The 18820-nt window shown below is 70.9% G+C and carries 16 protein-coding genes and 1 pseudogene; 8 read left to right on the top strand and 9 right to left on the bottom strand.

Going from position 1 to position 18820, the window contains the following annotated elements; genetic code table 11:
• The first annotated feature begins 53 nt into the window (after window positions 1-53).
• The 3 genes from secD (at window position 54) to KO353_RS15440 (ending at window position 4228) form a co-directional block, all read left to right on the top strand.
• Window positions 54-1652: a protein translocase subunit SecD gene (gene secD / locus KO353_RS15450; protein WP_218285661.1), complete on the top strand. Its 1599-nt coding sequence runs from the start codon at window positions 54-56 to the stop codon at window positions 1650-1652.
• 17 nt (window positions 1653-1669) lie between these two features.
• A complete protein-coding gene (secF, locus tag KO353_RS15445; protein ID WP_218285660.1) occupies window positions 1670-2602 on the top strand; it encodes a protein translocase subunit SecF in 933 nt (310 codons plus the stop codon).
• Window positions 2603-2716: 114 nt separating this feature from the next.
• Window positions 2717-4228: a hypothetical protein gene (locus KO353_RS15440; protein ID WP_218285659.1), complete on the top strand. Its 1512-nt coding sequence runs from the start codon at window positions 2717-2719 to the stop codon at window positions 4226-4228.
• Window positions 4229-4232: 4 nt separating this feature from the next.
• On the opposite strand, the gene KO353_RS15435 is transcribed toward KO353_RS15440, so the two are convergent.
• Both KO353_RS15435 and KO353_RS15430 read right to left on the bottom strand, forming a co-directional pair.
• Window positions 4233-4673 (bottom strand): PaaI family thioesterase, encoded by a 441-nt coding sequence (locus tag KO353_RS15435; protein WP_218285658.1) that lies wholly within the window; start codon window positions 4671-4673, stop codon window positions 4233-4235.
• A complete protein-coding gene (locus KO353_RS15430) occupies window positions 4670-5995 on the bottom strand; it encodes an aspartate aminotransferase family protein (RefSeq protein ID WP_235691923.1) in 1326 nt (441 codons plus the stop codon). Before KO353_RS15430 ends, KO353_RS15435 begins: the two co-directional genes overlap by 4 nt.
• A 65-nt stretch (window positions 5996-6060) precedes the next feature.
• Here KO353_RS15430 and KO353_RS15425 point away from each other — a divergent pair, with 65 nt between their 5' ends.
• The 3 genes from KO353_RS15425 to KO353_RS15415 all read left to right on the top strand — a co-directional run bounded on the left by KO353_RS15425 (window position 6061) and on the right by KO353_RS15415 (window position 9827).
• On the top strand, window positions 6061-7326 hold the full coding sequence (locus tag KO353_RS15425; RefSeq protein WP_218285656.1) for an EAL domain-containing protein: 1266 nt from the start codon (window positions 6061-6063) through the stop codon (window positions 7324-7326).
• 81 nt (window positions 7327-7407) lie between these two features.
• Window positions 7408-8307, top strand: coding sequence for a polysaccharide deacetylase family protein (locus KO353_RS15420; protein ID WP_218285655.1), 900 nt, complete (start codon window positions 7408-7410; stop codon window positions 8305-8307).
• Window positions 8308-8312: 5 nt separating this feature from the next.
• Window positions 8313-9827, top strand: coding sequence for a YifB family Mg chelatase-like AAA ATPase (locus tag KO353_RS15415; RefSeq protein WP_218285654.1), 1515 nt, complete (start codon window positions 8313-8315; stop codon window positions 9825-9827).
• A 7-nt stretch (window positions 9828-9834) separates the two neighbouring features.
• Here the strand turns inward: KO353_RS15415 and KO353_RS15410 are convergent, their stop codons facing one another.
• Window positions 9835-10227 (bottom strand): YraN family protein, encoded by a 393-nt coding sequence (locus KO353_RS15410; protein WP_235691922.1) that lies wholly within the window; start codon window positions 10225-10227, stop codon window positions 9835-9837.
• Entirely contained in the window at window positions 10211-11401 is a 1191-nt protein-coding gene (locus tag KO353_RS15405; protein WP_218285652.1) for an aminotransferase, read from the bottom strand. Before KO353_RS15405 ends, KO353_RS15410 begins: the two co-directional genes overlap by 17 nt.
• Before the next feature lie 84 nt (window positions 11402-11485).
• Between KO353_RS15405 and glpD the strand changes: the two genes are divergently transcribed.
• Both glpD and glpK read left to right on the top strand, forming a co-directional pair.
• On the top strand, window positions 11486-13024 hold the full coding sequence (glpD, locus tag KO353_RS15400) for a glycerol-3-phosphate dehydrogenase (RefSeq protein WP_235691921.1): 1539 nt from the start codon (window positions 11486-11488) through the stop codon (window positions 13022-13024).
• Window positions 13021-14526 (top strand): glycerol kinase GlpK, encoded by a 1506-nt coding sequence (glpK, locus tag KO353_RS15395; RefSeq protein ID WP_218285651.1) that lies wholly within the window; start codon window positions 13021-13023, stop codon window positions 14524-14526. Before glpD ends, glpK begins: the two co-directional genes overlap by 4 nt.
• 142 nt (window positions 14527-14668) lie before the next feature.
• Here glpK and KO353_RS15390 read toward each other — a convergent pair whose 3' ends face one another.
• The 5 genes and pseudogenes from KO353_RS15390 to KO353_RS16780 form a co-directional block, all read right to left on the bottom strand.
• Window positions 14669-15148, bottom strand: a complete 480-nt coding sequence (locus tag KO353_RS15390; RefSeq protein WP_218285650.1) for a DUF192 domain-containing protein — start codon at window positions 15146-15148, stop codon at window positions 14669-14671.
• Window positions 15145-16281: an acetoin utilization protein AcuC gene (locus KO353_RS15385; RefSeq protein ID WP_235691920.1), complete on the bottom strand. Its 1137-nt coding sequence runs from the start codon at window positions 16279-16281 to the stop codon at window positions 15145-15147. The genes KO353_RS15390 and KO353_RS15385 overlap by 4 nt, the downstream gene beginning before the upstream one ends.
• 10 nt (window positions 16282-16291) lie before the next feature.
• Window positions 16292-17236 carry a methylisocitrate lyase gene (prpB, locus tag KO353_RS15380; protein ID WP_218285649.1) on the bottom strand — a complete coding sequence of 315 codons (945 nt, stop codon included), beginning with the start codon at window positions 17234-17236 and terminating at the stop codon, window positions 16292-16294.
• A gap of 17 nt (window positions 17237-17253) precedes the next feature.
• Window positions 17254-17910, bottom strand: coding sequence for a sodium:proton antiporter (locus KO353_RS16785; RefSeq protein ID WP_268906197.1), 657 nt, complete (start codon window positions 17908-17910; stop codon window positions 17254-17256).
• A gap of 109 nt (window positions 17911-18019) precedes the next feature.
• A pseudogene (locus tag KO353_RS16780) lies at window positions 18020-18676 on the bottom strand (sodium:proton antiporter); the annotation flags it as partial.
• Window positions 18677-18820 lie beyond the last annotated feature (144 nt).

Genomic DNA, 18820 nt, shown 5'->3' with positions numbered 1-18820 from the left:
ATCCGGGCGCGGCACGCCCCGGCTCGCCGGCAGACGGAGACACCTCAGCCACCATGATGTACTTCGCCCGCTGGAAGGTGATCGCCATCTGGGCCACGATCGCGCTCGCAACCCTGCTCTGCGTGCCCTCCTTCGTGCCGCGCACAAGCCTCGGCTCGCTCGGCGAGGCCCTTCCCTGGCGCCAGTTCCAGCTCGGCCTCGACCTCAGGGGCGGCAGCTATCTGCTGCTCGAGGTCGACATGGACGCCGTGGTCCGGGAGCGTCTCGACAACATCCAGGACAGCGTCCGCTCGAGGCTTCGTGGCGCCAACATCAACTACACGGGCCTCTCCGTACGTGACCGAACCGTGACGCTTCGTCTGAACGACCCAGCGCGGGCACAAGAGGCGGTCCGGCTGCTGCGCGAGCTCGCGAACCCGATCGTCACCGGCATGGGGACATCGCAGCCCGACCTCGAAGTGCAGGCGGCGCCGGACGGCACGATCACGATCTCGCTCTCCGAGCCGCTGTTGCGCGAGAAGGCGACCCAGGCAGTCGAGCAGTCGATGGAGATCGTCCGGCGCCGGATCGACGAGAGCGGCGTCGTTGACCCGATCATCGCGCGCCAGGGAGCGAACCGCATCCTCGTCCAGCTTCCGGGCGTGCAGGACCCGGAGCGGATCAAGCAGCTGATCGGCAAGACGGCGCGAATGACCTTCCACCTGCTCGACGAGACCGCCAATCTCGACGCGCCGTCCCCGCCGCCCGGGGTGATGTTCCTGCGCGGCGAGGGGCCGCAAGGAGGGGAGCAGCGCTACGCCGTGCGGCGCCGCGTCGAGGTGGACGGCGCCAACCTGACCGATGCGCGCGCCGGCCAGAACCCGCAGACCGGCGAGTGGGTGGTGAACTTCAGCTTCGACAGCATCGGCACGCGACGCTTCGCCGAGATCACCCGCGCAAATGTCGGCCGCCCCTTCGCCATTGTGCTCGACGACCGAGTGATCACCGCGCCCGTGATCCGCGAGCCGATCCTCGGCGGGCGCGGTCAGATCTCAGGCAATTTCAATGCACGATCGGCGAACGACCTCGCCGTGCTGCTGCGGGCGGGCGCGCTGCCCGCGCCGCTGACCGTGATCGAGGAGCGCACCGTCGGCCCCGATCTCGGCGCGGATGCGATCCGTGTCGGAACGATCGCGCTCGCGATCGGCTTCGTCCTCGTGATCGTGTTTATGGTGCTGTTCTACGGGCTGTTCGGGCTGTTCGCGAACATCGCGCTGGTGGTCAATCTCGTGCTCTTGCTCGGCGCCCTGTCGCTGATGGAGGCAACGCTCACCCTGCCCGGTATCGCCGGGATCCTGCTCACCCTCGGCATGGCGGTGGATGCGAACATCCTGATCAACGAGCGCATCCGCGAGGAGGTGCGGCGGGGGCGCACGCCGCTCAACGCCATGGAGGCGGGGTTCCGGCGCGCCTTCACCACCATCCTCGACAGCAATCTCACCACCGTGCTCGCGATGGCGATGCTTTACGCCTTTGGCTCCGGCCCGGTGCGCGGTTTCGCCGTCACCATCACCGTCGGGATCCTGGTCTCGATGTTCTCTGCCTTCGTTTTCGTCCGCTACATGATGGTGACGTGGTATCGCGCGCGCCGCCCAGCGGCTCTGCCGGTCTGAGCGGGAGGAGAACGCCCATGCCGCTCCGCCTCGTCCGCGACGGAACCACCATCCCCTTCATGCGGGGCCGGATGCTTGGCCTCGCGATGTCGGCGTTCCTCTCGATCGCCTCCGTCGTGCTGTTCTTCACCCCCGGCCTGAACTACGGGCTCGACTTCCGGGGCGGTATCGTGATGGAGCTGCGCACGCCCGAGCCCGCCAATTTCGCCCAGCTCCGCTCGGGCCTCGAGGGGCTCAATCTGGGCTCGGTGGCGCTGCAACAGTTCGGCAGCCCGAACGAGGTGCTGATCCGGCTCGAGCGTCAGCCGGACGAGGGCGCGCAGCAGCGCGCCGTAGCTGCAGTGCGCAGCTGGCTCGAGCAGGCCGTGCCAGGGGCGAGGATCGTCCGAATCGAGGCGGTTGGTGCGCGCGTCTCCGCCGAGCTGTTCACAGCCGGAATGACCGCGCTCGGCGTCGCCCTGCTCGCGATGCTTCTCTACATCTGGTTCCGCTTCGAGTGGGAATATGGCGTGGGTGCGGTGGTGACCCTGATCCTCGACGTCACCAAGGCGATCGGCTTCCTCGCGCTGACGCGGATCGAGTTCGACCTCGCGACCGTCGCGGCGATCCTCACCATCATCGGCTATAGCGTGAACGATAAGGTCGTCGTGTACGACCGGATGCGCGAGAACCTCCGCAAGTACAAGACGATGCCTCTGCGCGAGGTGATCGACCTCTCGATCAACGAGACGCTGAACCGCACCATCGGCACCTCCCTCACCACCTTCCTCGCCTGCCTTCCGCTCGCCCTGATCGCGACCGGGCCGGTCGCCGCCTTCGCCTGGGTGATGCTGTTCGGGATCGTCGTCGGCACCTCGAGCTCGATCTTCATCGCCGCGCCCATCCTTCTGTTTCTTGGTGAGAAGCGGCTCCGGAAGGGCGGGGTGGAGGAGGCGAAGGCGCCGGCCTGACGCCGCCGACGGCGCGGTGCCTCGCTTTCCGCTTCCACCACAAGTCGATCCGTGCCTCTGTGGCGTGACGGCGAGAGCGGTCGAGGCGCGCCTTATGGATCGCCAGAGCCGCGCATGAGCTTAGGCGGCAGCCGGCAGGCAGAGGGGCCCGCCGAAGCGCGCGCGCGGCCGGCGCCGGCCGGAACATGGCCGATCCTCCATGCGCTCGACGGTGCCGCGATCGCGATCTTCCTCGGCGCCATCGGGTGGCTCGGGCTTCTCTGGGCGCGGATGATCCTGTCGCCTGCGCCGCAGGAGATGCGCGAGGGAGCGCTCGTGCTGACCACCCTCGCCCTGCTCGACGGGCGAAACCCCTATGCCTCGGCCGATCCGCTCACGGCCGGCCTTTCGGGCGGCAATCTCTACGGCATCCTCTATCCGCTCGCGGTCACGCCCTTCGCACTCGTGCTCGGGCCCGGCCTCGGAACGCACCGCCTCGTCAACGGTCTCGCTCTCCTGGTCGCCGCAGGCCTCGTGTGGCGGGGCGCGCGCCGGGCGGGCGCGGCGCGGCTGCCTGCCCTCCTCGCAGCGCTTTTGTCGCTTGCCGGGTGGCTCTACTGGGTTGGCCCGACGGTTCGGCCCGACGGGGTTGGGCTTGCGCTGATGCTGGGTGGGCTCGTCATCGCCGCCCCCGCCCCCTCCTCGCCGCGACGCTTCGCGGCCGCGCTCGCGCTCTCCCTCGGCGGCTTCGCCGCCAAGATCTACTTCGTCGGCGGGGTGGTGATCGTCGCCGCCTATGTGGCGCTGTTCGTCTCGTTGCGTCGTGGCGTCGCGCTGGGCGTCGCCGCGGCCGTTGCCATCGCGCTCTGGGCGTTCCTGCTTGCGTCGCTGATGCCGGGCTGGGGCGCGCTCGTTCTCTCCGCGAATCTCGGCGCCACAAGCTACGACCTCGGCCACCTCCTGCGCCAAGGGTGGGACTGGTTGCTCTTCAGCCTGCCGCTGATCCCCGGGCTCGCCTCGGCTCTCTGGCGGCTGCCGCCGTGGCGCTGGAGCGGCGAGGCCCGGTTCTGGGGCTTCGCCGCCCTCTGCGGCCTTGGTGTCCTGCTCGTCTCCCTCGGCGGGCATGGCGGGGCGCACATGACCTACTTCTTCCACCTGCTGACGCCGCCGCTCGCCATCGCCGTCGCGGCCGCGATCGGCGAGGCGGAGGCCCCGAGGCGCGCGCTCGTGCTTGCCCTGCCGGTCGCGGTGGTTTTGAACGCGCACTGGTTCGTGCTCGACCCCGACCGCTTTGCCGCGGCCGAGGGCCGTTTCGCGGTCGCGGCAGAGGCGCTCGCGAGGGCCTCCGCGCCGCTCGTGACGACCGAGTTCGCCGCGCTTGCCGCTCTCGCGGGCCATACCCCGGTCGAAACCGGACACAGCGAGTACATGCTCGCGCCGGCGGAGCGAGACGCGCTTCGGGAACGGCTCGCCGAGGCGCTTCGGGCGCGCGCCGTCGACCTTGCGATCGTCAACCGGAACAATGGCGGCCTTGTGCTCGCGCGAGACATCGAGGCGGCGGGCTACGTGCGCCTATCCCCTCTCCACGTCGATCTCGTCTGGGCGATGCAGTCCTGGGAAGCGGACATCTGGCGCCCGTCGCCGTGACGGCTCAGGCCCGCGCCCCGTCCGGGATCGCGTAGGTGATGGTCAGGTGCGCCACCGCCTGGCCGTCGCCGAGCCGCGACACCTCGGCGAGCATGGTCGCGAGCCGCCGGCCGGCGCGCAGCACGATGCAGGCGGAGGCGAGATCGGAGAGCCCGGCAGGGCGAAGGAAGGTGACGTTCAGCGTGGCGGTGACGGCAAGCGGCACCGGCCCGATGACGGAGAGGAGCGCCACCCAGGCGGAGACGTCGCCAAGCCCCATGATGGCAGGGCCCGATACCGAAGGCCCCGGCCGGATCGTGCGCTCGTCGAGCGGCATCACCACGCGGCAGGCGCCGCGCGCATAGTCCTCGAGGCGGAGCCTGCCGTCGCCGAACCCGGCATTCGGGAATTCCCGTGCAAGGAAGGCGAGCATCTCTTCGCGCGAGAGAGCGGGCGGCTCGCTCACGCCTCGAGCGCCGCCTCGACCGCGTCGCCGAGGCGCTCGACGATCATTGCGAGCTCCTCCTCCGTCACGGTGAACGGGGGCGCGAGCGTGACATGGTCGCCGCGGCGGCCGTCGATCGTGCCGCCCATCGGATAGACGAGCAGGCCGCGCGCCATCGCCGCCTCGCGCACCCGCGCATGGAGCTTCCGCGCCGGATCGAACGGCTCACGCGTCGCACGGTCGGCCACGAGCTCGATCGACCAGAAGAGTCCGCGCCCGCGGATGTCGCCGACATGCGGATGGTTGCCGAACCGTTCCGTCAGCAGATCGGCCAGCACCGCGCCCATCGGCGCGACCCTCTCGAGCAGGCCCCCCTCGCGCAGTTCGCGCTGCACCGCAAGCGCGGCCGCGCAGGCGACCGGGTGAGAGAGATAGGTGTGGCCATGCTGGAAGGCGCCAGAGCCGTCGCGGATCGCGTCGACGATCGCCTCAGAGACGAGCATCGCCCCGATGGGCTGCACACCGGCGCCGAGGCCCTTGGCGACGACGAGAATGTCGGGGACGATCCCCTCTGCCGTGCAGGCGTGCAGCGTGCCGCAGCGTCCCATCCCTGACATCACCTCGTCGAGGATCAGCAGCACGCCGTGCCGGTCGCAGATCTCGCGGATCCGGCGGAAATAGCCCGGCACCGGCGGCACCGACCCGGCGGTCGCGCCCACCACCGTCTCGGCGAGGAAGGCGGCCACCGTTCCCGGAGGGTGTCGCAGGATCTCCGCCTCGAGGCTTGCTGCGGCGCGCGCGCCATACTCCTCCTCCGTCTCGTCCTCCCGCTTGAAGCGGTAGGCGAAGCACGGCTCGACCAGAGAGGCGGGGATGAGGATCGGGTCGTAGAGCGCGCGGCGGGCCATGTTGCCGCCGACGGAGAGCGCCCCGAGCGTGTTGCCGTGGTAGGACTGGCGGCGCGCGATGAACCGGGTTCGCCCCGGCTCGCCGCGCTCGACGAAGTATTGCCGCGCGATCTTGAGCGACGCCTCGATTGCCTCCGAGCCGCCGCTGACGAAATAGATGTGCGAGAGCCCGGCCGGCGCATCGGTGAGCATCACCCGCGCGAGTTCCTCGGCCGGCCGGTTCGAAAAGAAGCCTGTGTGTACATAATCGAGACGGCCCACCTGGTCGCGAACCGCCGCGACCAGGGCCGGATGCGCATGCCCGAGGCAGGACACGGCCGCTCCGCCGCAGGCATCCGCGTAGCGTCTGCCTTGATCGTCCTCGATCCAGAGGCCTTTGGCACGAACCGCTACCGGAGGCGGCGCGCGGAGGTCGCGATGAATGATTCGGGACATGTCTTGCATTTCTTTACACGCCTCGCGGCAGCGCCTATCACTTGGCCAACGCTAGCAGAGGACCGATGCCCGACACAGCAGAGCCGGCCGAAGACCGGCAGGCCAAGGCGGACAGCGCCGGCACGCGCGGGGCATCCGCTCTTGTGATCGCGCGTGGCGCAGCGGCCGGGCTGCTCGCCGCCGCGGCCACGGAGGCCGGCTGCGGCGAGGTGGTGATCGTTCCCTCCGATTCGGTGGCGCTCGTGCGCCTCCTCCGCGCCTCCGCGCCGCCGCGCTTCGTGCTCGCCGACACGGGCGGGATCGGCGGAAGCTTCGTGCCGCTTCTGCGGACGATGGCCGATCCGGACCTCGACGTGCCGCTCCTGCTTCGCCTCGATCCCCTAAAGGGGCGCCGCGCCCTCGGTGTGGCGCATCATCTCGGCCTCACCGCAGCAGTGGTTTCGGTTGACTCGGGCGTGGCGGAGCTCGCTGCGTCCCTCGCCGGACTCCGCGAGGCGGCACCCAGCGTCCCGGCGGACGCGCTCACGGCCGAGGCGCTCACTTCGGCGATCGTGGCGCGCAACATCGTCACCCGCTACCAGCCGCAGGTTCGGCTCGCCGATGCCGAGCCGCTCGCGCTCGAGGCGCTCGCGCGCTGGGAGCACCCCGTGCGCGGACTGCTCGGCGCGGCCGAATTCGTCCCGCTCGCGGAAGGTGCGGGACTCGGGGCCACGCTCGCGGATCGGGTGATGCGGTCGGCGGTCGAGGACCTCGCGGCCCTGCATCGGCGGGGGGTGCGGTTGCGCATGGCCTTCAACCTCCCGCTCGACGTCCTGCTTCACCCCGCGACGGCCGACCGCCTCGCCGAGGCCGTCGCCTCTGCCGGCCTGCCGGCGGAGGCTCTGACGATCGAGCTCACCGAGAGCCAGATCGCGCACGATCTTGGCGCCGTCCGCGCCGCGGCGCTCAGGCTGCGCGACCAGCGCTTCGGCGTCTCGATCGACGATTTCAGCCTCAACGCCGCCCAAGCGGGCCTCGTCTCCCTGCCCTTCTCCGAGATGAAGCTCGACCGCTCGCTCGTGCTTGCCGCCCGAGACGATCGTGCGGCGCGCGGTGCCCTCGGCGCGGTGGTGCGCATGGCGCACCGGCTCGGCCTACTGATCGTTGCCGAAGGAATCGAGACCCCAGCCACCTGGCAGATGGCACGCGACCTCGGCGCCGACCTCGCCCAGGGCTGGATGGTCGGCCGGCCGATGCCGGCGGTCGCCGTTCCGGCCTGGCTCGCCGCCTGGCAGAGGGCGATCGCGCTTGGCGCCGCCTCCGCCCCCGCGAGCTCCGCCTTCGGCGCCTGACGCCCCCCGGCCGCGACTGCACCGCTGGCAGGGCAGCCGCCCTCCTGCTACTCGGGAGGACCGGAACGCGGAGGGAGACGCATGCTCCGGAGCCATGGCCGCTACGACTACAGCGGGATCACCGAGCGGGCGGACTATGCCTGGCCCGGAGGCGCCCGGCTTGCCGTCTATCTCGGCATCAACCTCGAGCATTTCGCCTTCGGCGAGGGCCTCGGCGCCGAGCTCGCGCCGGGCGGCCCGCAGCCGGACGTGCTGAACTTCGCCTGGCGCGACTGGGGCAACCGGGTCGGCGCCTGGCGGCTGATCGAGCTGCTCGACGATCTGCGCCTGCCCGCCTCGATGCTCGTCAACAGCGCCATGTACGCCTATGCGCCGTCGCTCATGGCGCGGATACGCTCCCGCGGCGACGAGATCGTCGGCCACGGCCGCACAAACAGCGAACGCCAGTCGGTTCTCTCCGAGGCCGAGGAGCGCGCGCTGATCGCCGAGGCGACGGCGACCATCGCGGCGGCGGAAGGGGCGCCCCCGCGCGGCTGGCTCTCGCCGTGGATCGCCGAGAGCCACGCCACGCCCGACCTGCTCGCCGAAGCCGGCTACCGCTACACCCTCAACTGGTGCATGGACGATCAGCCGATCTGGATGCGAACCCGGAACGGGAAGCTGCTCTCCATCCCCTACCCGCAGGAGGCAAACGACATCCCATCGATCGTGGCGCGCAAGGATGGCGCGGCGCAGTTCGCCGACATCATCGTCGACAGTTTCGACGAGATGCTAAGCCAGTCGCAGCGCCAGCCCTTGGTGATGGGGATTGCGCTGCACCCCTACATCGTCGGCCAGCCGCACCGGCTGCGGCATCTGCGGCGGGCACTTGCCCACATCGCCGGCCACCGCGGCACGGTGTATATCACCACCGCCGGCGCGATCTACGACCACATCGTGTCGTTGCCGAAGGGCATCGTGCCTGGATCGGAAGCACCCTGAGCGCCGTGCTCGCCGCCGTCCAGAGCTTCGCCTTCCAGGGGATCGACACCGTTCCCGTCGAGATCCAGGTTCAGATCGCGCCCGGGCTGCCCGCCTTCGCGATCGTTGGCCTCCCCGACAAGGCGGTGGCCGAGAGCCGCGAGCGCGTGCGGGCGGCGCTCACAGCGCTCGGCCTCTCGCTGCCGCCGAAGCGAATCCTCGTCAATCTCGCGCCCGCCGACCTTCTCAAGGAGGGAAGCCATTTCGACCTGCCGATCGCTCTCGCCCTGCTCGCCGCGATGGAGGTGATCCCGCGCGAGGATGCGGCCGAATATGCCGCGCTCGGCGAGCTCGGCCTCGACGGCAGGATCGCCCCCGTGGCCGGCGTGCTGCCGGCGGCGATCGGGGCCGTGTCGCGCGGGCTCGGTCTGATCTGCCCCGCAGCACAAGGGGCGGAGGCGGCCTGGGCGGGCGATGCGCGCCTGCTTGCCGCCGGATCGCTCCTGCAGCTGATCAACCATTTCAAGGGCGACCAGGTGCTCGACCCGCCAGAGCCGCCCGAGCTCCCGCCCGTCGCTGGCGGACCGGACCTGATCGACGTCAAGGGGCAGGAGACGGCCAAGCGGGCCCTCGAGGTCGCTGCCGCGGGGGGCCATAATCTCCTTCTGATCGGCCCCCCTGGCGCCGGCAAGTCGATGCTCGCCGCACGCCTGCCCGGCCTCCTGCCTGACCTCACCCCAGCCGAGTCGCTCGAGGTCTCGATGGTGCACTCGGTTGCCGGTCTCCTCTCGGGGGGGAGGCTCCTGCGCCGCCCGCCCTATCGGGAGCCGCACCACTCCGCCTCGCAGCCGGCGCTGATCGGCGGCGGCCAGCGTGCGAGGCCGGGCGAGATCAGCCTCGCGCACCGCGGCGTCCTGTTCCTCGACGAGCTGCCGGAGTTTCCGCGCCAGACGCTCGAGGCGCTGCGCCAGCCGCTCGAGACCGGCCGCGCCACCATCGCCCGCGCCGCGGCCCACATCACCTACCCGGCCCGGTTCCAGCTTGTCGCCGCGATGAACCCCTGCCGCTGCGGCCATCTCGGCGACCCGGCACGCGAGTGCGGCAAGGCGCCGCGCTGCGGCGAGGAGTACCAGGGGCGGCTGTCCGGCCCGTTGCTTGACCGGATCGACCTGTTCGTCGAGGTGCAGCCGATCCCCCCCCAGGAGCTCACCCGGGTGCGGCCTAGCGAGTCGACCGCCAAGGTCGCCGCCCGCGTCGCCGCCGCCCGCGCCCGCCAGCGTGCCCGCTATGGCGAGGCCGGTCCCAGCTGCAATGCCGAAGCCGACGGCGCCGTCCTGCGCTCGACGATCGCGGCCGAGCCGGACGCGCTCGCCTTCGCCGAACAGGCAGCAGAGCGTCTGAGGCTCTCGACCCGCGGCTTCGCACGCACCCTCCGTGTGGCCCGCACGCTCGCCGATCTCGCCGACTGCGACCGTGTGACCCGGTTGCACGTCGCCGAGGCGCTGAGCTGGCGCGCGCGGGGGGTCCGCGAGACGGCCTGAGCCCGCGTCACTCCCCGGGCCGGAACGCGTCCTCGAGCCAGACGAGCGACCCGTCGGCGCCGACCAGCATCGCGTCGAACCGGACCGGCCCGCCGAACCAGGACGGTTCGGAGGCCATCAGCGCCTCGGCGGCGGCGGCGAGCCTGCGCCGCTGGCGCGGCGGGATCGCGAAGGCGGCCTCCTCGACGCTCGGCCTCGCCTTCACCTCGACGATGACGGTGAGGTCGCCGCGCCGCGCCACGAGGTCGATCTCGCCCGCAGGCGTGCGGACACGGCGGCCGAGCAGGGTGAAGCCTGCGCGCGCGAGGGCTTGCTCGCACCTCCGCTCGGCCACAACACCGAGCCGCCACGCCGCGCGACCGCGCGCCTCGCGCGAGGGACGCTCAGGCGAGTGCGGCAAGCCGCGCCGGCACGGCGGCGATCCTCGCCTCGTCGGCATTGGCGAAGGCAAGCCTGAGGTGCCGCTCCTGGCCAGGGCCGAAGAACGGACCGGGCAGAACGAGCAGGCCCTGCGCGACGGCAAGCCGTTCCGCCACCGCCACGGCATCGGGAAGCCCGTCGGGGATTCGGAGATAGGCGAAGTAGCCGCCGAGCGCGTCGATGCGCCAGGCCGGGGCGCCGGCCATCGCGGCGCGAAACGCGGCCGCACGCCGTGCCATCAGCGTTCGGTTCGCCTCCCGCCAGGCGCGCAGCCCCGCGACCCCCCAGGCGAGTGCCACCTGCGGCGAACGTGGCGGGCAGATCTGAAGCGTGTCCGCCGCCTTGATCAGCCGGGCGAGCAGGGCCGGCCCCGCCACCACCGCGCCGACGCGGTGTCCCGCAACGCAATAGGCTTTCGCGAAGGAATAGAGGTGAACCACACCCTGACGCCAGGACGGGTCGGCGAAGAGGTCGTGCGGCGCGTCGTCCTGTGCGAGGAAGTCGCGATAGGTCTCGTCGAGAACAAGAAAGAGGCCGCGGCGGCGGGCGAGCGCCGCGAAGGCAGCGATCGTCTCCGGCGGATAGACCGCACCCGTGGGATTGTTGGGGGTGACGAGAACGATCGCCCGCACGTCAGGGGTGAGCGCCGCCTCTGCCCGCTGCACATCGGGAACGAACCTGTCCCCGGCGCGGCAGGGCAGCGGCACGGCGGCAACACCGCGCAAGGTGAGCGCCATCCGGTGGTTGAAATACCAGGGCGCGGGAAGCAGCACCGCCTCGCCGGGGGCGGTGATCGCCTCCATCACCATCGCGAAGGCGAGGTTGCAGCCAGCGGTGATCGCCACATCCTCCGCCCCCACGGGCGCGCGGTAGCGTGCGGCGATGTCGGCAGCGAGTGCCTCGCGCAGGGCCGGCTCGCCGAGGATCGGCCCGTAGCCAGCATACGTCCCGTCGCCCGCGGCAGCGGCAAGCCGGGCGAGCAGCTCAGGATGCGGGGGATAGCCGGGAACCGCCTGGGTGAGGTCGATCGCGGGGCCTGCCTCTCCCTGGTAGCTTGCCGCCCAGGAGCGGGCGGCGGGGATCGGCGGCGCATCGGTACGTTCGATCGTCGCCGACAGCGGCGGCAGGACGGCGCGGGAGATGTCATCGGGCATGACGTCACTGTGGCACCGACCCGAGCGCCGGTCCATCCGGCGTACCCCTGGACGGGAGCGCGACGTGCACCGTAGCGTCGCCTGATGATGACGACGCGCACGGCGGACGGCACGGGCGAGATGGTCGATCTCGCGATCATCGGCGGCGGGATCAACGGCGCCGGGATCGCGCGCGATGCGGCCGGGCGCGGGCTCTCGGTCCACCTCGTCGAGCAGGGCGATCTCGGCGGCGCCACCTCCTCGGCCTCGACCAAGCTGATCCACGGGGGCCTACGCTATCTCGAGCACTGGGCCTTCCGTCTCGTGCGCGAGGCGCTCGCCGAGCGAGAGGTGCTGTGGCGGATTGCCCCGCACATCATCTGGCCGCTTCGCTTCGTGCTGCCGCACCGGCCGGGGCTGCGTCCGGCCTGGCTCTTGCGGCTCGGCCTTTTTCTCTACGATCATCTTGGTGGCAGAACGTTGCTTCCGGGCACGGTCACGCTCGACCTGCGCTCCGACCCGGCGGGAGCACCGCTCACCCCCGGCCTACGCCGCGGCTTCGCCTATTCGGACTGCTGGGTGGAGGACAACCGGCTCGTCGTCCTCAACGCGCGCGACGCCGCGGCGCACGGAGCGGTGATCGAGACGCGCACGCGCTGCCTCGACGCGCGGCGGGAGAAGGGGGCGTGGACGCTCTCCCTGGCCGATGCCGACGGGCGGCGCAGGCGTCGCATCCGCGCCCGCGTGCTTGTCAACGCCGCCGGCCCCTGGGTCGCGGACGTGCTCGCAGGCGTGGTGCACGCGCATGCGCCCGCGCGCGTCCGCCTCGTCCAGGGAAGCCACATCGTGGTGCCCCGCCTCTACGATCACGACTGCTGCTACATCCTGCAGAACACGGACCGACGCATCGTCTTCGCCATTCCCTACGAGGAAGACTTCACGCTGATCGGCACGACCGACCGCGACTGGCATGGCGACCCTGCGACGGTGAGAGCGACCGACGAGGAGATCGCCTATCTCTGCGCGGCGGTGAGCGCGTGGTTCCGGAGGCCAATCACACCCGACGACGTGGTGTGGAGCTATTCCGGCGTTCGCCCGCTCTACGACGATGGCGCCTCCGCTGCCCAGGAGGCGACGCGCGACTACGTGCTGGTGCGCGATGCCCCTGAAGGACAACCTGCTCTTCTCAGCATCTTCGGCGGCAAGATCACCACCTATCGCCGGCTCGCGGACGCCGCACTCGAGGCGCTTGCGGCAGACCTGCCTGCCCGCCGGGGCAAGCCGCGCGGCTGGACCGGCCGGGAACCGCTGCCAGGCGGCGATTTTCCGGTGACCGGCTTCGAGGCTCTGGTCGCGGAGGTGTCGGTGCGGCACCCGTGGATGCCGCACTCCCTCGCCCGGCGCCTCGTCCGCGCCTACGGAACCGAGGCGGAGCGGCTCCTCGACGGAGCGGGCGCGCTCGCCGATCTCGGGCGCTCCTTCGGCGCGGGGCTCACGGAGGCCGAGCTTCGCTTCCTTTCCCGAAACGAGTGGGCCCGCACCGGCGAGGACGTCCTCTGGCGCCGCACCAAGCTCGGGCTGAGGCTTTCCGCGGCCGAGCGCGACGCGGTCGACCGCGCCATGGCGGAGGCGGTCGCGGCATGAGCCGGGCGGCGCATCTGCTCGCGATCGACCAGGGCACGACGTCCTCGCGCGCGCTCGTGTTCGACCCCTCCGCCCGGGTGCTCGGCCTCGCCCAGGCCGAGTTCCCGCAATCCTATCCGCACCCGGGCTGGGTCGAGCACGACGCGGAGGAGATCTGGCGCACGGTGCTTAAGACCGCGCGGGCGGCGATCCGGAACGCCGGGCTCGAGGCAGCCGACATCGCCGCGATCGGCATCACAAACCAGCGCGAAACCACCGTGCTGTGGGACCGCGCGACCGGCCGGCCGATCCACAACGCAATCGTCTGGCAGGACAGGCGCACGGCGGAGGCCTGCGCGCGGCTCCGCGCCGACGGCGCCGAGCCGCTCGTGTCCGCCACGACGGGGCTTCTGCTCGACCCCTACTTCTCGGCGACGAAGATCGCCTGGCTGCTCGATAGGATCCCCGGCGCCCGGGCACAGGCCGAGGCGGGTCGTCTCGCCTTCGGGACGATCGACAGTTTCCTGCTCTGGCGCCTCACCAGCGGTGCGGTGCACGCGACGGATGCGACCAACGCGTCGCGCACGCTTCTTCTTGATCTTCGCACCGGCACGTGGAGCCCGGAGATGCTGAGGCTGTTCCGGATTCCGGAGGCGATCCTTCCCGAGGTGCGCGACACGGCCGGGCTGTTCGGCGTCACCGAACCGCGCTGCTTTGGCGCGGCGATCGCGATCCGCGGCATCGCCGGAGACCAGCAGGCCGCGCTCGCCGGTCAGGCCTGCTTCTCCCCGGGAATGGTGAAATCGACCTATGGCACGGGCTGCTTTGCGCTCATGCACACAGGCGACGTGCCCGTTGCGTCCTCGAACCGGCTGATCACGACCATCGCTACGCAGCTCGGTGGCCGGCGCACTTACGCCCTCGAAGGCGCGATCTTCATCGCCGGCGCTGCCGTGCAGTGGCTGCGCGACGGGCTCGGGGTGATCGCGCATGCGGCCGAAGCCGGCGCGCTCGCCGAAGCAGCCGACCCGGCGCAGGAGGTGACGCTGGTTCCCGCCTTCGTCGGCCTCGGCGCGCCTTACTGGGACGCCGAGGCGCGCGGGGCCATCTTCGGTCTCACGCGCGGCACCACGCGGGCTGAGCTCGCGCGCGCCGCGCTCGAGAGTGTCGCGCTGCAGACGCGCGACCTGATCGAGGCCATGCGGGCTGATTGGGGCGCGGGCGCGGACACCGTTCTTCGTGTCGATGGCGGCATGACGGCGAGCGACTGGACGATGCAGTTCCTTGCCGACATCCTCGGCGCACCCGTCGATCGCCCGCGGGTTCAGGAGACGACCGCTCTCGGCGCCGCCTTCTTCGCCGGCCTCAGCGCCGGCCTGTTCGGCGATCAGGACGCCTTCGCGCGCAGCTGGTCGCTCGACCGCCGCTTCGCCCCGCGCATGAGCGAGGCCGAGCGCGAGCGTCGCTACGCCCGCTGGCGCGACGCGGTGCAGCGCACGCTGAGCCGGGGCATGCGGGTCTGAGATCGCGGCTAAAGCTGCCTCCGAAGACGTGCTTTGTTCTGTCATGCAGGCGCGGATCGGTTGCCCCGCGTCGCCCGCTGAGAGGGAAGGTGCTGCAGCCAGTCGCCTCGGCCTAGGCGGATCGCTTGCGCAGCTGCAAACGCTACGGCGCCGTGCCGAAGATCGGGTGCAGAACCCGGTCGCCCACGCGTATGCCGAGCCGCTCCGCCGTTCCTGCCGCGACCTCGAGGGTCGCGCGCACCGGCCCGTTCGAGCTGATGGTCGCAAGCGAGTGGGGAACGGTCCGTTCGGCGATGCGGTGGATACGCCCGTCGGCGGCGATGAAGATCATGTCGAGCGAGACGAGGGTGTTGCGCATCCACATCTGGGACTCGCGCGGGCTGCCCCAGTCGAACAGCATCCCTCCATCGGGCGGCACCGAGGGGCGCCACATCAGCCCGATCATCTGCTGCTCCGGCGTGACCGCCATCTCGACCAGGAACGCATGCCGCGCGCCATCGCGCGTCACGATGACAAGACGCTCCTTCGGCAGTTCCGACTGCGGCGCGTTCTGCGCGCGCGCAGGTGCGACGGAAGCGCCGAGAAGTGCGACGAGAAACCGACGTGTGAGCGTGTGCCTCATGCGACGGCCGATACCACGGCGGGACGGAACAGGGCCATGGCGCGCGCAACCACCGCCCTCACCTCCTCGCGAACCGGGGCCTCGCGCGGCGCGTCGCGCAGCGTGGTGAACCAGTGTTCGGGCGGGTTGCGGCCAGAAGCGCGGTCGAGCGAGAGCCCGCGCAGCACCGCCTCGGCCGCAGGCGGCAGCCGGTCGGGGATCTCCCAGCCGTTCAGCGTCGCCCAGGCGCCGGCCCAGCAGCGTGCGACCGACCAGGGGTTGTAGCCGCCGCCGCCGAGCAGAACAAAGCGCGGTGCGGCGTGCGCGAGCGCAGCGACGACCGACCAGTGCGCCGCGTTCGAGAGCGCAAGCGACGCGAGCGGGTCCTCGGCGAGAGCATCCGCCCCTCCCTGGAGCATGATCGCGGCCGGGCGAAGAGCGGCGACCACGGGAAGGATTGCCTCCTCGAGCACGAAGCGGAGTTCGCTGTCGTTGAACCCCGCCGGCACGGGAATATTCATCGCCCCGCCGCTGCGCGTCTCCTCCACCGCGCCTGTGCCAGGCCAGCGGCCGGCCTCGTGCACCGAGAGGGTGAACACCGCCGGGTCGTCGGCAAAGGCCTCCTCGACCCCGTCGCCATGATGGGCGTCGATGTCGACATAGAGGAGCGGCGCGAGGCCCGCGTCACGCCAAGCAAGGAGGCCGAGCACCGGGTCGTTGACGAAACAGAAGCCGGCGGCGCGGGACGGCTTGCCGTGATGCGTTCCCCCACCTGGGTTGTAGACGATGCCTCCTTCCGCCGTCGTCAGCCGCGCGGCGAGCAGCGTTCCGCCCGCGGCGGTGGCGGGGCGGCGGAACACCTCGCGAAAGACCGGATTGCCGTTCGCTCCGATCCCGAAACGCGCGCGCGTCTCCGCATCCACCGACTGTTCTGCCTCGGCGCGCGCGAGCGCAGCGATGTAGGCGGGGTCATGGAAGCGTGCGAGCTCGGCGGCCGTTGCACGCGGGCTCTCGAGAAGCTGCCCCGGGGGCAGCCAGCCAAGCGCGGCGCAGAGGTCGAGCATCGCCGGAACGCGCGGGATGGCGAGCGGATGTTTCGGCCCGTAGCTCGACCCACGGTAGATGTCGCTCACGACAAGGCGCGGCGGCGGCACGGCAGGCGTGCTACTCCGCCGCCCGTTCCGCCGGCGTGTCGGCCCGCAGCTCGGGCGGCAGAACGGTCGCGACGATCGAGCGGTCGAGCGCCTCGTAGGCCGAAAGCCCGATTGTCTCGTAGAGTTCGGCGCGTGTCTGCATCGCGTCAAGCTGGTGCATCGTGCCGCCGTCGCGACGGATCGCGGCATAGAGCCCGGCCATGGCTTTCGCCGCCACGCGGAGGGAGGAAACGGGCCAGATCACCATCCGATAGCCCATGGCGGCGAACTCCGCGGCGGTGAAATAGGGCGTGCGGCCGAACTCGGTCATGTTCGCAAGCAGCGGCACGCCGGGAAGCTCGCGTGCGAAGCGCTCGAACATCTCGCGCGATGTCAGCGCCTCCGGAAAGATCGCGTCCGCCCCTGCCTCGAGGTAGAGCTTCGCGCGCGCGACCGCCGCCTCGATCCCCTCCACGCCGGCGGCGTCGGTGCGCGCGATCACGACGAGGTGGCGCGCCGCACGCTTGGCCGCTGCGACCTTGGCCGCCATCTCTGCCGGCTCGACGAGCCTCTTGTCGTTGAGGTGGCCGCACTTCTTCGGCAGGTCCTGATCCTCGATATGCACCGCCGCAGCCCCCGCCTCCTCGAAGGCGCGCACCATGTGCATTGCGTTGAGAACCCCGCCATGGCCCGTGTCGCCGTCGACGAGGATCGGGAGCGCAGTGGCGCGCGCGATGGTGCGGATGAAGAAGCACACCTCGTCGACCGTGATGATGCCGAGATCGGGGAGGCCCATCGAGGCGGTCATCGCCGCCCCGGAAAGATAGAGCGCCTCGAACCCGGCACGCTTCGCAAGCAGCCCCGCGAGCGCGTTGTGCGCGCCCGGAAGCTCGAGGATCCCGGGCCGGGCGAGCAGCGCGCGGAAGCGTTCCCCGGCGGGAACGGAAGGGAGGTCGGCCTGGTCGAGATAGGGCATCGGGTTCTCCCTCGCGGTCAGCCGCGGAAGAATATCACGGTCATCAGGGCGAAGAGGGGCAGCAGGATCACCGCCGCCCAGGCGCAGTAGCCGAAGAAGGAGGGCATCGGCACGCCCTGTTCCTCGGCAATCGCACGCACCACGAAGTTCGGCGCGCTGCCGATGTAGGAGTTCGCGCCCATGAAGACGGCACCCGCCGAGATCGCACCCAGCACCTGCGCCCCTGGCCCCATCAGCACCTCCGCGTCACCGCCGGCGAGATTGAAAAAGATCAGGTAGGTCGGCGCATTGTCGAGGAAGGAGGAGAGGAGCCCGGTCATCCAGAAATACATCGCCGGGATCGGCGCGCCGTCCTCGCGCGACACAAGCGCGATCAGGGGGGCCGCCGCCCCTTCCCTGCCCGCCCGCAGGATCGCGATCGCCGGTGTGATGGTGACGAAGATCGCGGCGAACACCTTCGCCACCTCGATCATCGCGCCCCAGGTGAAGCCGTTGGCGTTGCGCACCATCGGCGGTGTGGCCCAGATCGAATAGGCGGCGATGGCGAGCAGGAGCGCGTCCCCAAACAGCACCTCGATCGAAAGCTCCTGCTTGAGGAACATCACCGCGCCCGGGTGCCACACCCCCTCCATCAGCACCACGAGCACCACGAGCATCAGAAGCGGGATGTTCACCCCACCCTGGATTCGCAGCGGCTCGACCGGCCCGCCCCCCCTCCCTGAGCTCGTCCGACTCGCGGCGGAAAGAGCGCACGTCCATCTGGTGATAGACGAGCAGGAGCAAGGCAGAGGCGAGCATCAGCGGCGCGAGCAGACGCTCGGTCGGCCAGAAGAAGCTCACACCCTTGAGGAAGCCCAAGAAAAGCGGCGGGTCTCCGAGCGTGGTGAGGCAGCCGCCGATGTTCGACACGAGAGAGATGAAAAAGATCATCGTGTGCGTCCGATGCTTGCGCTCGCGGTTGGCGCACAGGATCGGGCGCACGAGCAGCATGCTCGCCCCTGTGGTTCCGGTGAGACTCGCGATCGCCGTGCCGAGGGCGAGGATGGCGGTTTTGGTGCCGGGCGTGCCGCGCAGCGTGCCGGCGATGTGCACGCCGCCCGCGACCGTGAAGAGAGCGAACAGGAGGAGCAGGAACGGGACGTATTCGAGCAGGGCCGTGTGCAGGAGCGAGTCGAGCACCGGTTCGACGCCGAAGCGAAACGCCGCCGGCACCACGAGTGCGAGCGACCACCCGAGCATCACAAGGGCGTAGAAGCGGTGCCAGAAGTGCGCCGAGACAAGCGGCACGATCGCGATCGAGAGAAGCACCCCGGCGAAAGGCAGCGCCCACCAGAGCGACAGCGTCCGCCCGTCGAAGCCGCCTTCGGCCGCTGCCTCGGCCGGCGCGGCAAGGAGGGCTCCCGCGGCGACCGCGGCGAGGAACAGGGCTGGCTTCGACATCATGCTGCGACCGGAGGGGACCGAGCGTTCAGGACGCGCAAGCCTATACTGCCGGGCGCGGGGAGCGGCAAATCCGCCTCCTCGGTCTTGCGCAACGCACTCCCGCAGGCTAGGTCCGCGCCCGAGTGCAGCCCGGGGTCTTCC

The sequence above is a fragment of the Elioraea tepida genome (genome assembly GCF_019203965.1).
GTDB classification, from domain to species: domain Bacteria; phylum Pseudomonadota; class Alphaproteobacteria; order Acetobacterales; family Acetobacteraceae; genus Elioraea_A; species Elioraea_A tepida.
The sequence above is the reverse complement of the archived record's forward strand: the minus strand, read 5'-3'. Positions and strand labels throughout refer to the sequence as shown.